The following is a 14,395-nucleotide window of genomic DNA, read 5'->3' on the forward strand; positions in this document are numbered from 1 at the left end:
CACCCCGCCTCAAATCCGCACCTCGCCGCGCCGCAAGCGCTCACGGAAGTGCACGACCCGGGCCACCCATCCTTCGAACTCGGCAGTCCGGGTTCGCGCGGCGATGTCCCCGAGGTTGCCGCCTTCGAAGACAGCGCCGATGCCGTGTTCGCTCACGATATCGGCCAGATAGGTCCCTTGGGCCGCCAGCACCGGCATGCCAACCGCCAGCGCCTGGAAGAACTTGTTCGGCGTTGCCAGCCGGTAGCTCAACGACAGCGACTCCGCGCAGCACCACATCAGGCAGCGGCGCGAGGCCACCCGGGCCAGCAGATCTGCCTCGTAATGCAGCGGCCCATGCTGCCAGTACTTCCCGGAGATCGAGGAGGGCAGCGCGCTGCCCAGCAGGTAGACCGAGACATCGAAGCCCAGAAGATCGGCCGGACGGTCCAGTCGCTCCAGCAACCTGCCGTGCACCCCTTTGCCGATGTAGACCAGCGTCGGCCGCTCCCCAGGGGGCGGCACGCTGACGGGGTGGTGCGGGTAGTGATCGTTGTAGTGCACCGAGCTCACCTGCGGGAGTCGATACCAGCGGCCCATCGTGTCGGCGATGCGGTGGTTGACCACACGCAGCTCGTCCGTGTGCTGGAGGACGCGTTGCTCCAGCGCATGCTCGATGAGCACCCGCACCCAGCCGACCTTGCGGTTCCGATGAATCTCCAGCTCATGCGCGTCATAGACCAGGCGACTGCCGGGGGGCATCGGCCCAAGAACGGCCGCCACGGCGCAATACAAGTCGTGGGCGTGGATGTGCCACGGCTCACCCTCGGGATTCATTGCCCGCAGCTTCTGCGCTGTTCCCACCGCGTGAGTCAGCCAGCGCATGCAGGCCAGCAGTCCGCTCAGCGGGAAGCGCGACAGGCGAGCCGCGTCAAGATCCGGAGCCAGCAGTTCACGGCGCCGCCGCGGCTCGCGCAAGCCCTGCAGGATCAACCGCGTCACCTGCGCCAAGACACGCCATCGCAGCCAGAGCCCGGGCGCCACGCTGTCCCGGATGTCCACGACGCGCAGTGCCTGGCCGAGCTCCGTGGCCGCCTGCTGCACGCGTTTGTCTCCTTCGATGTCGTCGTCGACCAGCATCGTCGCCAGCAGGCGGCGCCCGGGCCGGGGTGCGTCACGCCAGGAATCGCAGGGAAGGGAATTGACGGCATGCATACAGTTCATTCCCTGCCCGGCGGCGTGCCGCGTCGGGCCAGCAGCAGGATGAACTTCGCGCGATCAGCGACGAGGTGCTCGGAGAGGCGACGCTCGTCCTGCAGCAGACGGCTCAGGATTTGTCCCTGCGGCGTCGACGCCGACTCGCCCCGGTTCCATTCCGATGGCAGCAGGTCGACCAGGAAGCGCAGGCCATCGACCCGCTCGACAAGAAAGCCAGCCGCCTCCACCAGGGCGCGGAGCGCGTCGACGGTGTACAGCCGCCGCCACCGGCCATCCGACAGCCGGGCATCGGCCGCCGGCTCGCTCGGATGCCGGGCGTTGATGGCCGACAGAAGCAGCACGCCCTGCTCTGTCAGGCAGTCGCGCGCTGCCGCAAGAAACACCTCCGGCTCTCGCAGGTAATTGAACACCGCACCGAGGCAGACGGCCGCGTGAAAGCCCGTGAGCGAATCGGGCAGGTCGTGGAGATCGGCCTCGACCCACTGGATGGGCAGCCCGGGATAGCGCTGCCGGCCGGCCTCCAGCATGTCGGGCGAAATATCGACCGCGGTGATGTCGCAGCCCTGCTCGATGAGCGCGGGCAGTTCGCGGCCCCCACCACTGCCGAGCACCACCACCCGGGATGCCGGCGGGATGGAGCGGCGCATGGCGTCCGATTCGAATTCGGTCGTGTACCTCTGTATCGGGTAGTGGTCCCAGACATCGAAATACCGGCGGGCCAGCCCCGCGTTGTACCGGCGCTCGGCCTGGGCGTTGGACTGCGCCGCGTCCCGGGCGAAGGCCGGCAGGACTTCTGTCGTTTCAAGGCAGGCAAAGGCAATCTGCCCCCCGGCATAGGAGTCCTGCGTCGGCAGTCCGAAGTAGGTCAGGCCCGCCACCTCCCCAGCACGCTCGATCAAGCGCGCGCCCTCCACCCGGCATCCGTTCCAGGTTCCCGGCGGCCCGCGTCTCAGCAGGGGCGCCGGACGGCCCTGCCAGGGGCCGTCGATGCCCTCTGCGCTCAGCAAGCCCACATCCCAGGCATACAGGCTCGAGCATCCGTTGTAGAGGATGGAGAACACCGCCCTGCCGTCCGCCTGCAGATGCTGGTACAGGCTGGGATTGGCCTGCCCGTAGGCGTCCCAGGCGCCAGCCGCTGGCTGGTAGATGGGCCGGCCTCCATGGCTCGGCTCCCAGTGCACACCGTCACCGGACTGGGCCATGTAGAGGTGGAAGGCGCCGTTGTCCACGCCTTCGAACAACATCACCCACCGCCCCTCGATACGGCGCACGAACGGCAGTCCCATGCGGCGAATGCCGAAATCCTTCGGCTTCAGGATCAGCGCTCCGGCATGGCCGAGGTGCCACGAACGAGCATCGACGGACGAAGCCATCCGGAACCCCTGCAAGGTGTCCGGGCTGTAGTAGAGCCGGTAGTGGTCGGGCGCGAGTTGCAGCGCACTGCCGAGCGCAGCATAGGGTCCGTCCTGGAAGACCGGCTCGGGATCGACCCTCCAGCCTTCGGCAGGCCGCCCATGGGCGACACCCACGCAAGTGACGCCGCCGTGCTCCACCGGCGCGCTTCGCGCATTGAAGAACAAGGTCAGGCGCCCATCACCATCCGCCACGGCTTGGCCGTCCGCGTCGATCAACGGCACCGGGTCCCGGATGCCGAAGCGCGCCCAGCCGGCTTCCCCGCGCAGACTGAGGTCTGGCCGCTCGCCAAGCGTGGCCCGGCCGTCGGCCCAGGCAGACAGCGGGCAGCCCGGTAGCCGCCTCATGCGCCCGCTCCTGCCCCGGGGACCGCTGCATCGACGGCCTGATGCGACGCGCGCTTGGCCGCGATGTAGGCGGCCAGCCCATGCGCGAGGTGCATGGTGTGCCGGCCAAAAACCATCTCACGCTCGCCCGGCGCTCCCGCACGTCGCAGCACGTCCGCGGCCACCCCGCCGGCACGCGTCAACCAATGGGCGGACTGGCCCGCCGTGGCCGCCTCGGACAGCACCCGCAGCAATTCGCCCAGCGACCACAGGCGCGCCGGGCGTGCATCCAGCACGAGCCAGTGAGCGCCGGCATGGCGGGCCCAGCGATGGCCGATCTGTCCGAGTGGCTGGTGCTCCACCACATGCACCACGTCCAGCCACGTCGTCGACGCCGAGAACTGCGAAAAGGTGGACAGCATGTGCGGCTCGATGTCGTCGGCCGACACCACCGACCGCATGGCGCCAAAAAGATAGGCCTGGTGAAGCAGGTCGACGACACCGTTGCCTGCCTCGTAACACCAGCCCGCTCCCGGCATGCGGCACGCCCAGAGGCGGCTCAAGCCCTCGGCAGCTTCCCGCTGCCGCTCGGGACGATGGTCCAGCAACACCGACCAGGCGACCGCTGCGGCGTTGTAGATCGCACGGCGGATGCCAGGCGAGTAGGCGGGAATCGCATCACCGGTCTGCGCATCGTGTGCCAGCCACCGGGTGCACCAGCTGTCCAGGCCACGCAAGGCCTGCTCAGCGAGATCCACGACCTCGCGCTCCTGCGGCAGCGCAGCGGCCGCGTCGCACAAGCCCCGGGTCACCAGCGCCGAAGTGATGAGAAACGGCTCCGTGGCGGGCAGTTCCCGCCAGCTAAAGCCCAGTCCCCAGCTGCAGCCTTCTCCGCCCGGGGATGGCACGGCCGCCTGCCGTAGGGTCGGCAGGCTCCATCGCAGTCGGCGGCCCGCCACCTCCGCCTTCAGCAGCCCGGTACGCACCAGCGTCGTCACCGCACTGAGGTACTTGCCGGCAGCCATCGGCTGGAACAGGGCCGCCTCCCAGTAGGCATCGGGGCTGCGACCTTCCGACGCCTCGAACTGCTCCAACAGACCCGACAGCAGCGTCCTCAGATCATTGATCATGGCAGTCTCCCGTCTCTCCGGCTCTGGCCGCGCTGCGGACCGCCTTTCGGCTCAACCCAGGCCCTTGGCGCCGTCCACCGAGGCCTCGTCGAGATTGCAGCCCAGCAGTCGGCAGGTCCGAAAGTCCGCATCATTCAAAGCAGCGCGACGAAAGGAGCAACCCCGGAACTCCATGCGGGCGAAGGCAGCGCGTGCCATGTCGGCATCGTCGAAATTGCAGGCGGTGAAGCTGCCGTCTCGCAGTTGGCTGCCAGCCAGCGAAGCCCCCGAGAAATCGCAGGAATGGAACGAGATGCCGGCCAGCTTGATGCCCGGAAGGAACTGGCTGCCCAGCTGCAAGCCAGAAAACACCAGCGGTACCTGGCTCGGGAACAGCCCTCGGCGGAAACGACGCAGCAGCTCCAGGTGCTGGATCAGGGTGAGCACGTGCCGGTTGCATTCCGCAACGCCGATGCGGCCCTGTGCCAGTGCCTCGCAGACACGTTGAACCTGGTCGGCCAGCACCTGGCACGCCCACGCTCGGGTGACACGCCCCGCCTCGTAGTGGGCCGTGACGATGCGCACCGTCTCGAACATCTGTATGGCCGACCACTCGCCGTCAGGCAAGGTCTCGACCGTCAGGGCCGCGTCCAGTGACTGGCTCAGCAACTGCGCTTTCGCCAGGCGAGTGATCATGCGCATTGAAGGCTCCCGTACGCCGCTTGCAGGCGTTTGCTGTAGAGATCCCAGTTATCGGACGCGATGAACTCCAGGCACCTTGCCCGCGCCGCGAGCAGCATCTCCGGCGTCAAGGCGTTGACAGCCGCGCCGATGGCCTTCGGTGACAAGGGGTCCGGCAGGAACCAACCGATCTCGTTCGGCTCAATGATGCGGCGCAATTCCGGAAAGGGGCTGGCGATGATGGGGACCCCGGCGTTCGGATACTCCCACAGCTTGTTCGGCGTGCAGAACCAGTGGTTCAACCCGACGTTTTCGTACGGGATGGCACCCAAGGTAGCGCCCGCGGTCCACAGCGGCAGTTCCCGCTGCGGCACCTTGGGGACGAAGCGGATGCGTTGCTCCAGCTCCGGAGCACGGGTGCATAGGGCATCGGCAGCGCGCCGCAGTTCCGTTTCCAGGCGGCCCCAGCCCATGAAAACCAGCGTCCAGTCTTCCGTCAGGTACTCGCTGGACAACAGCAGAGGCAACAAGCCGCGCTTTGGTGCGTAGCCGCCCTGGTAGATCAGGATGCGCCTGGAGCGGTCGAGCCGCGCCACTTCGTGCAAGCGACCGTCATAGTCGAACAGCGGGGCGCGGGGAGCGGCGTTCTTGACCACGATCGCCCGCGGGAAACCGGGGTAATTGGTGCGGTAGTAGTTGGCGATGCTCTCGTTGATCGTCACGAAGGTGTCTGCATCGTCCTGGTGTTTGCGCATCACCTTGCCATTGATCTCGGCCAGCTCGTCCTCCGACTGTGCCAGGTGGTCATACACCTCGTGGGCGTCGAACACCAGCCTGCAGCCGTGCCGTCGCTTGTATTCCGCGCACACCGCCAAGGCGGTGACATCGTGTGCATGGATGACATCGGGTCTTTCCGATTCAAGCACACGGCGAATGCGCGATTCGCGTGCCCAGATCGTCTTCCACCGGCGCAGCGAGGCAGCGGTCAACGCGCGCTGCAGGCCGGACATCAAGGGTCGTGGCTGGACGCGGTGCCACCAGTTGGCATGGCGCCGCCTTGCGGCTGGGGGGCGGCGCTCCCGTGCCAGCTCGGCTGCGGGGCTCGGCACGGCGTCCGGTGGAACCACCGGTGCCGCACGGCTACGGTGGTACTTCTCGAGTTCGGCCTGGTACTTCAGTGCTTCGTCGTTTTCACGTTTGCTGATGCTCTTGAAGGAGCGTCGCCGCCGCACATAAGAGCGACCCAATCCCGCCAATGCCAACCCGGCGCTCAAGGTCAGCACGATCATGAGAGACCGGTGCCATGTCAGCCAGGACAGCACCGCAGCGGTGAGCTGCGGCCAACGCGCCGCGAGTTCCACGATACCCCAGTAGAGCAGGGCTGCAGCCGCCACCAGCAGGAGTGCCATGCCCGCGTACGCCCATGGCACAGGTCGCATGACGGCACTGTTCCAGGCCACGCGGCGGATGGCGACTCCGTTCTCCAGGACATCAATCGGTCGACGGTTGTTGGCGTCCTGGATGCCGAGGATCACCACGTCATGTCCCAGGTCACGGATGGCCTGCGCCTCCTTCAGCACCCTGGCGTCGTGGGACACCGAGTTGAACACTACCTTGCAAACCTTCATGTCGGTGAAGCCCTTATCGCCCCCGCCTGGCAGAGGCACTGTTGAGATTCGCTTTCAGGACAGGGTGCGCAGCTTGCGGACCGGCTGTGTCAAATAGGATTCCACTCGTTCGAAGAACTTGTCTCCGTCGAAATGAGCGTGTGAGAACTTCTCGGCGGGAAGGAAAGGCAGCTCCGGCCATCCCGCGACATATTCACTCCAGCGCAAGGCATACTCCTTGAACATCTCCTCGCCGGTACAGTGATATAGCGAAGCAAGGTCCATGATGTGAACGAAATGGTAGGAGTTGTAGGTCTTGTTTCCCTGCCCCTTGAGTGATTTCTTGAAGTTCGTCGGGTAGGCAAAAAGGTTTCTGTCGTCCCATGGAAGCGGAACGGCGATTTCATGCCGCCCCGGGGCGACATTCAACTCCGCGACCTGTCTCCATCGTTTTGTCGGCATCCCGGTCGACAACGGGTCGTAGTCTCCGTCCCCCACAAAGACGGTGATCGTGCACGCACCATGCAGGTCCAATTCGCAACTGAACAGGTTCTCGACCGGAAAGGAAATCAGGCTCTGCAGTACATTGAACTGCAGGATCCTCCCCTCGCTCCTCTCGAGATAGTTTCCCCAACGGCCGCCGGCCTTGGCGTTGAGTTCCCCTTGGCGGGGCGTTTGCGACGGAATCGTCATGGTGAAGCTTTTGACCGTCGCGCCGACAGCCTTCGAGAGAACCAGCCGGACGCGGGTGAATCCCGTCAGCTGGTAACGCGAGTTCTTGATGAAACCCGCGTCGTACAAGGGCAGCAGCCGCTTCACCGCCCGCAGGTTATTGATGACGAACGGTTCGAAGCCGGGGAGCCGTTCCAGTGATTCGCCGCCCTCAAGAAGAAGACGCAGCATCGTCAGCCAGCCGTTCAGCGTGTAAAGCGGTGGGTCATACGGATACTCCTCCACAACCCATCCAAAGTCGTGCTCGAGCAGCGGCCCGCCGTCCTGCAGAGGTACAGCGAGGCTATTGAAAAACGAGGCTGCCTGCTCGGAATACCCGTCAGCGACCGTCTGCAGCGCCGACAGGGCCCGCACGAACCATGCTTGCGTCAGGCCTGAATAGAATCTTCTCGGCATTTCGGACAGTCCGCTGCCAGGTTCATACCAGTACACCAGGCTGCCATGGCTATACGGACTCGCCAGCGCCAGAGCCTTGTCGGCCACATCCCTGGCAGACTCGATCGCTTCTGGCATCCTGGCCTTACCGGCCGCGTCGACAAAGTCCTTGATGAGATATGCCGCGAGAATGGGATGAAAGACAGTCCTGTCCGCGTCCACCCGCTTCATCGGCACGCCCTCTGGAGAGAAGCAGAGCCCGTAATACCTGTACAGCTGCTGCCGAGGTTCCGAGAGAAGGCCTAGGTTGATTGACATCGATTCAAGCCTGCTTGTTCGAGCCGCACATGCCGGAACCGGCTATGCCGGCTTGCGCACATACCGGATCAGGGGGTGCCGCTTGCCGTCTTCTGCCGTCGCCGGTGCGCCGCTGGAAGGAAATGCCCGTTGCACCGCCCCGAATGCGTCGAGGTAGGCCTCCAGTTCCTCAACATGGAACATGATGTCCCCATCCGTGCCATTCAGCAGCGTGGGCGGGTGCGTGTTTTCCAGCACCAGCAGCATGCCGCCGGGTTCAAGCGCTTCCCAGGCTGCGGAGAGCGTCTGGGGCAACAGGTCCCGCCGGGCGTAGAGCAACATGTGGACAAAGGCAATGACCGAGAACTGGCGGTCATAGGAAAACCCGTCGCAGGCCGCGTTCCAGACATACATCTTGTCCAGGAGGCGATCTTCGTAGTGATTGAAGAGATGGTTGGCGTTGATCAGCGGCACCACATCGATTTCGCAACACACTGCCAGCGACAGCATCTCGGGCAGATCAAGCAGCAGCTGCGCGGTGAGCAGCCCGGCATTGCCGCCATGCTCCAGGAATGAGAGGTCCTTCCGATCCGGATAGCTGCGCTTCAGCAGTGCGCCAATGCCCGCCGCCTTGTAGAGCGTGCCTGGAATGAGGTAGTTCTCCCACGATTCCTGGTACTGCTTGAACTTGGCGCCATGGACCTCCCAGTTCCAGGCATAGGAAATCCCTTCCAGCTTCTCCGCCGCAATGTCGACCGGCTGTGGTGCCACCGGCGAAGCCCGGACCTGTGCCACGATGTCGGAAATGATCTTGCGCGGCAGACGCTTCGGCGCGAGATCAAGTGGCGCCCCGGGGTACAGCAGGCGTCGCATGACCGCTGATGCCATTTCGGCCGACTTGCCCACCATCAACCCGCCAGTGACGTTCGCCTCGACGATATTTCCCCTTTGGTTGTAATACCAGCCCAGGATGGACTTGTCTTCCGGCACCCGCCTTTTCTTCGCTCGATAGACGAGAAAGTGGTCATGCGTTTCGTCGGGGGGGCCGAGGGCCATGTCGAGTCCCGCCCGGTCCAAGCGTCCTTCGCTCTCCAGCTCACACAAAAGTTCTTGCTCGACGAAGAGCCGCCCGCCGTCGGCCACGGCGTTCATTGCGCGTGCGAGCAGGTCGAAGGAGGTACTCGACCGATAGAGAGGAACCGAGGCATGCAAGTAGACCGTGTCGTATGCCGCGCGCTGCAGGGGAAAGTACAGGTCATAGACCTGCTCCTTCTCATAAGAAAAGACCGATTGCCGGACCCGTTTGCTGAAGATCGCGTCCCACTTCAAAGCGGTGTGCGTCATCTCCTGCAGTCGCAGCCTGGCTTGGTCCACGGTACGTTCGTCAGCGGTCAGTATTGCGTGCATGTGCTGTCCTTGCAGTTGGGCCTCGACTTCGGGGCTGCGGCGCGGGGCGCCTTCTTCAGGCCTGGGCGGCCAGCCTGGTGACGATCGACGCACCCGCATTCCCGTCGCCATACAGCGGCGGGCGGGGCGGCAGCACGCCGTTCGTGAACGCGGTGACAGCCTCAAGGATGGCGTCGCACCGGGCCCCGGCAAGGCGGTTCCAGCCGGCATGAACGGTCTCGACCCATTCGGTTTCGTCCCGCATCGTCACGCAGGGAACGCCATAAAAGTACGCCTCCTTCTGCACGCCACCTGAGTCGGTGACGATGAGCCGGGCAGCTCTTTCAAGGCAGACCATCTCGAGGAAGGAAACCGGGTCGCACACGCGCACGCCTGGCAGCAGTGCAATCTGCTGGGACTGGAGCGTCTTCCTGGTCCGAGGGTGCAAAGGCAGCACGACCGGCATCAGCTTCGACAGCTCGTTCAGTGCATCCGCAATGCCGCACAGCCTCAACGGATCGTCCGTGTTCTCCGCGCGATGGCAAGTCGCCAGCACGTATTCGCCCGCCTTCAGCTGCAGGCGATTCAGCACCGCGGCATCGGCGGCGGCCCTGTCGCCGTAGAACATCGCCGCGTCGTACATGACATCACCGACGTGGAATACGCCTTCGGCCATCCCTTCGCGGCGCAGGTTGGCAACTGCCTGTGCAGTGGGGCACAACAGCAGGGACGAGATCCGGTCTGCCACGATCCGGTTCACCTCCTCGGGCATCCGCATGTTGAACGATCGCAGGCCAGCCTCGACGTGTGCCACCGGAATATGCAGCTTCACGGCAGCCAGCGCGCCGGCCAGCGTCGAATTGGTGTCCCCATAGACCAACACCCACTCGGGCTGCTCTTCGAGCAATACCGCTTCCAGTTGCTCCAGCATGCGGCCGGTCATCTGGCCGTGCCCGCCTCCATGGATGCTCAGGTGGTGCTTCGGCGCCGGTATCGACAGCTCATCGAAGAAGGTCTGCGACATGTTGTGATCGAAGTGCTGCCCGGTATGGACGATGACCTCCTCGATCGCCCGCCGGGGCCGCCCCTCGTTGTGATGCGCAATCGCCCGCGACACCGCGGCCGCCTTGATGAACTGCGGGCGGGCGCCCACCACCGTCAGGATCTTCATGGCGTCCTCAGCTCAGTTGATGGACCAGGGCTTCAACGATCGCGTCCTGCGCCGAATCGCTCAGGTCGGCGTGCATCGGCAGGCTGATCACCCGCTGCGCCGCTTGCACTGCATGCGGAAACTGCTGCTCCGCGCCGACCAGGCGATAGGCAGGCTGGAGCGGGATCGGTACCGGGTAGTGCACCGCCGTGGGCACGCCAGCGGCCTTCAGCCCCTCCTGCACCCGGGCGCGGTCGTTCACCAGCACGGTGTACTGGGCGAACACACTGGTGCGATCCGGCCGGACCGTGACCCGGGGGATGCCCGCCTGGTCCAGCAAGCGGTTATAGCGCTCGCCGATCGCCAGCCGCCGCGCCACTTCCCACTCGAAGCGCCCGAACTTCGCCAGCACCACGGCACATTGCAGCGTGTCCATGCGGCCACCGACGCCAAGACGCGTATGGTGGTACCGGCTCGACTGGCCGTGCACGCGAATCTCACGCGCCGCCTGTGCGATCGCATCATCGTCAGTGAAGAGCGCACCTCCGTCGCCATAGCAGCCAAGCGGCTTGCTCGGAAAGAAGCTCGTGCAGCCGATGGCTGACAGATGCCCGCTCTTGCGTCCCTTGTACTCCGCCCCAAAGCTTTGGGCAGCGTCCTCGATCACCACCAGGCCATGGCGCCGGGCGATGGCGTCGAGTTCGTCCATATCGCAGGGCTGGCCGTACAGCGATACCGGCATCAGGGCACGAGTACGCGGCGTGATGGCCGCCTCCACCTGGCGCACGTCCATGTTGCATGTATCGGGCTCGATGTCGACGAAGACGGGCTTGGCGCCGAGCAGCAGCATCACCTCGGCGGTGGCGATGAAGGTGAACGGGCTGGTGATGATCTCGTCGCCCGGCTTCACGTCGAGCGCCATCAGGGCGATCAGCAGGGCCTCGGTGCCCGAGGCCACGGTCACGCAATGACGTGCACCGGCGAAGCGGGCAAGCACGTCTTCGAGCTCTGCCACCTCGGGACCCATGATGTACTGGCCGTGCTCGAGGACGCCGCGTATCCGGCGGTCGATCTCGTCCTTGAGCACTGCATACTGTGTTTTCAGGTCAATGAAGTCGATCACGATGTGCCCTCCACGAAACCGGCGCGCATCAAACGCCCATCCGCATGCACCGACCGTCCCGCAGCGCATACCGCTCACCGGTATGCGGGCAGATGGCCTCGCCTTCGCCGCTCAGCGGCAGATCCAGCTTCTCACCATGCCGGCTCATCCAGCCCGCATGGCGCGCCGGCACGCCCAACATCAGCGCGTAGGGCAACACGTCCCGGTTGACCACCGCACCGGCCCCAATGAACGCGTACTCCCCCACTGTCACGCCGCACACCACGGTGCAGTTGGCACCCAGCGTTGCGCCACGCTTGATCAATGTACGGCGGTACTCGTTCTTTCGCATGACCGCCGCGCGCGGGTTGTAGACGTTGGTGAACACCATGCTTGGCCCACAGAAGACATCGTCCTCCAGCGTGACCGCGTCATAGACGGACACGTTGTTCTGAATCTTCACGTTGTTGCCGATCACGACGTCGTTGCCGACGAAGACGTTCTGCCCCAGGGAGCAACCCTCTCCGATGCGGGCTTGCGCACAGACGTGTGTGAAGTGCCACACCCTGCTGCCGGGACCGATGCGCGCGCCCTCGTCAACGATCGCCGACGGGTGGATGGTGCTAGGAGGCGCCGCCATGGTCTACAGCTCCAGCGGCAGCGGCACCCGGCGACCATCGCGGGCCGACAGGTAGGCCGCCGTCAGCAACTCGAGGGAGCGCAGGCCCTCCCGGCCATCGGTTTCCGGTTGCGCCTCGCCCCGCATCACCTGTAGCACGTTCTCGTAGTACAGCGGATGCCCGAAGCCGTAGACGGAGGTGGTTTCATAGCTTGCCGACCTGACCCGTTCATCGTCGAGATCGGGTTCGGAGAACTCCCAATGCTGGATCTCGTTGACCGCCAGGCCACCGACCCGCACGCTGCCCTTTTCGCCGAGGATCGTGATGGAGCCTTCCAGGTTCTGGGGATAGGTCAGCATCGTCACGTTCATGGAGCCCAGCGCACCCGAGCGCCAACGCACGCCGATCACGCCGGTGTCCTCCACCTCGATGTTCCGCTCCAGCGTTGCGGCATAGGCCTGCACGCTCTCCACCGGGCCGATCAGCCACTCCAGCAGGTCGACGTAGTGGCTGGCCTGGTTCATGAACGCACCGCCGTCGAACTCCCAGGTACCGCGCCAGGCGGCACTGTCGTAGTACGCCTGCGGCCGGGTCCAGAAGACATTGATGGTGACCAGGTAAATGCGACCGAAACGACGCTTCTCCACCGCCCGTTTCAGCAACTGCAAGGTCGGATTGCGCCGGTTCTGCTTCACCACGAACAGCCGCACGCCCGCCGTGTCACAGGCCTCCACCATCCGGATGCCGTCCTGCCAGCGAGTTGCCATCGGCTTTTCGGTCATGACGCTGCGGCCACTGTGCGCCACCTCGATCGCCTGTCGCGCATGCAGACCGCTCGGCGTGGTGAGCACCACGACGTCGGCATCGGTCGCCTGCAACAGGCCGGTGAGGGACGTGTGGCCCCTGGCGCCGGTAAGGCGGGTGGCCGCGTCGAGTGCAGACCTGTCGATGTCGCACACGTCGACCAGCTCCGCCTGACCGGCATGCTGCTGCAGGGCACCAAAGTGGTTGGCTGCGATACGGCCGCACCCGACAAGTGCGAAACGAATCCTCCGGCCTTCGATAGGAGGGGGGTAGTGCAGCATGCTGGTCCCCTCAGGCGTTCACCACATGAGCGGCGTGCGGAAACTTGCCGCGGGTGTCTACGATGAGCTTGGCACTGCGCAGGATCATCGGGTAGTCGAAATCATCGTGGTCGGTCGCCAGCACGACGCAGTCGAAAGAGGCGAGCGTGTCGTCCGTCAGGGGCGTGCTGCTGAGGTCGAAGCAGTGTTCCCTCAGCTTGGGAAAGACCGGCACATGGGGGTCGCTGTAATGCACGTCAGCCCCCAGGCTGCGCAGCTTCTCCATCAGCAGGACGGACGGTGACTCGCGCATGTCATCGACATTCTTCTTGTATGCAATGCCAAGCACCAGCACCTTGCTGCCATTGACCGCCTTGTGCTGCACATTGAGCCCCGCAGCCAGCTTGCTCACCACATAGTCCGGCATCGAGGAATTCACTTCACCGGCCAACTCGATGAAGCGGGTGTGCACTCCATATTCGCGCGCCTTCCAGGTGAGGTAGAAGGGATCGATCGGAATGCAGTGGCCACCGAGCCCGGGCCCAGGGTAGTACGGCACGAACCCGAATGGCTTGGTGGCCGCCGCCCGTATCACCTCATGGATGTCGATGCCCATCTTGTCGGCAACGATCTTCATCTCGTTGACCAGCCCGATGTTGACGGCTCGGTGGATGTTCTCCAGCAGCTTGGTCATCTCGGCGGCGCGCGTGCTCGATACGGCGACCACCTTGTCGATCACCTGGCTGTACAGCAGCACGCCCACCTCGAGGCAGGCCGAGGTGTGGCCGCCACAGACCTTGGGGATCGTCTTGGTGGTGAAGTGGGGATTGCCCGGATCCTCGCGTTCCGGGGAGAACACCAGGAAGAAGTCGTCCCCCACCTTGAAGCCGCGCGACTGCACACGTGGCAGCAGTTCCTCGTCGGTGGTTCCCGGATACGTGGTCGACTCCAGCGACAGCAGCTGTCCCTTGCGCAAATGGGGCACCAGGCACTCCACCGTGTTGATCACGAAGGACAGGTCGGGCTCCCTGAACCGGTTGAGCGGCGTCGGCACGCAGAGGATGAGCACGTCCGCCTCACCGGCGCGGCTGAAATCGGTGGTGGGCTCGAAGCCGCGTTCCAACGCCATGCCGATGCGCTCCGGAGGGATGTGCTCGATGTACGACCCCCCGTTCTTGAGGACATCCACCTTGTGCGTGTCGATGTCGAATCCCAGAACGCGAAACCCCACTTCGGCGAAACGCAGCATCAGGGGCAGGCCCACGTAGCCGAGCCCGACGATGCCAATGCGAGCGGAGCGATCCTTGATGCGCGCTTCGAGTTGCCTTTTCATGAG

12 protein-coding genes are annotated in these 14,395 nt (G+C 64.8%); all 12 read right to left on the bottom strand.

Annotated elements, in window-relative coordinates:
• Window positions 1–9 precede the first annotated feature (9 nt).
• Window positions 10–1,194 (bottom strand): glycosyltransferase, encoded by a 1,185-nt coding sequence (locus N7L95_RS14785; protein WP_301256011.1) that lies wholly within the window; start codon window positions 1,192–1,194, stop codon window positions 10–12.
• 5 nt (window positions 1,195–1,199) lie between these two features.
• Window positions 1,200–2,957, bottom strand: coding sequence for a methyltransferase domain-containing protein (locus tag N7L95_RS14790; protein WP_301256012.1), 1,758 nt, complete (start codon window positions 2,955–2,957; stop codon window positions 1,200–1,202).
• Window positions 2,954–4,066, bottom strand: a complete 1,113-nt coding sequence (locus N7L95_RS14795; protein WP_301256013.1) for a hypothetical protein — start codon at window positions 4,064–4,066, stop codon at window positions 2,954–2,956. The genes N7L95_RS14790 and N7L95_RS14795 overlap by 4 nt, the downstream gene beginning before the upstream one ends.
• Window positions 4,067–4,117: 51 nt before the next feature.
• Window positions 4,118–4,747: a pentapeptide repeat-containing protein gene (locus tag N7L95_RS14800; RefSeq protein WP_301256014.1), complete on the bottom strand. Its 630-nt coding sequence runs from the start codon at window positions 4,745–4,747 to the stop codon at window positions 4,118–4,120.
• Window positions 4,738–6,354: a glycosyltransferase gene (locus N7L95_RS14805; protein WP_301256015.1), complete on the bottom strand. Its 1,617-nt coding sequence runs from the start codon at window positions 6,352–6,354 to the stop codon at window positions 4,738–4,740. Before N7L95_RS14805 ends, N7L95_RS14800 begins: the two co-directional genes overlap by 10 nt.
• A 54-nt stretch (window positions 6,355–6,408) precedes the next feature.
• Complete coding sequence (locus N7L95_RS14810; protein WP_301256016.1) at window positions 6,409–7,671, bottom strand: D-glucuronyl C5-epimerase family protein; 1,263 nt, start codon at window positions 7,669–7,671, stop codon at window positions 6,409–6,411.
• Window positions 7,672–7,800: 129 nt separating this feature from the next.
• The gene (locus N7L95_RS14815) at window positions 7,801–9,144 is read right to left on the bottom strand and encodes a hypothetical protein (RefSeq protein WP_301256017.1); all 1,344 of its coding nucleotides are present in this window, start codon (window positions 9,142–9,144) and stop codon (window positions 7,801–7,803) included.
• A 55-nt stretch (window positions 9,145–9,199) separates the two neighbouring features.
• Window positions 9,200–10,294, bottom strand: coding sequence for a non-hydrolyzing UDP-N-acetylglucosamine 2-epimerase (gene wecB / locus N7L95_RS14820; protein ID WP_301256018.1), 1,095 nt, complete (start codon window positions 10,292–10,294; stop codon window positions 9,200–9,202).
• 7 nt (window positions 10,295–10,301) lie between these two features.
• Window positions 10,302–11,393, bottom strand: a complete 1,092-nt coding sequence (locus N7L95_RS14825; RefSeq protein ID WP_301260158.1) for a DegT/DnrJ/EryC1/StrS family aminotransferase — start codon at window positions 11,391–11,393, stop codon at window positions 10,302–10,304.
• A gap of 31 nt (window positions 11,394–11,424) precedes the next feature.
• Window positions 11,425–12,015, bottom strand: a complete 591-nt coding sequence (locus N7L95_RS14830) for an acyltransferase (RefSeq protein WP_301256019.1) — start codon at window positions 12,013–12,015, stop codon at window positions 11,425–11,427.
• Window positions 12,016–12,018: 3 nt separating this feature from the next.
• Window positions 12,019–13,080, bottom strand: coding sequence for a Gfo/Idh/MocA family protein (locus tag N7L95_RS14835; RefSeq protein ID WP_301256020.1), 1,062 nt, complete (start codon window positions 13,078–13,080; stop codon window positions 12,019–12,021).
• 10 nt (window positions 13,081–13,090) lie between these two features.
• Complete coding sequence (locus tag N7L95_RS14840; RefSeq protein ID WP_301256021.1) at window positions 13,091–14,392, bottom strand: nucleotide sugar dehydrogenase; 1,302 nt, start codon at window positions 14,390–14,392, stop codon at window positions 13,091–13,093.
• Between the last annotated feature and the right edge of the window lie 3 nt (window positions 14,393–14,395).

Origin of the sequence: Eleftheria terrae (assembly GCF_030419005.1) — a bacterium.
GTDB classification, from domain to species: Bacteria; Pseudomonadota; Gammaproteobacteria; order Burkholderiales; family Burkholderiaceae_C; genus Caldimonas; species Caldimonas terrae.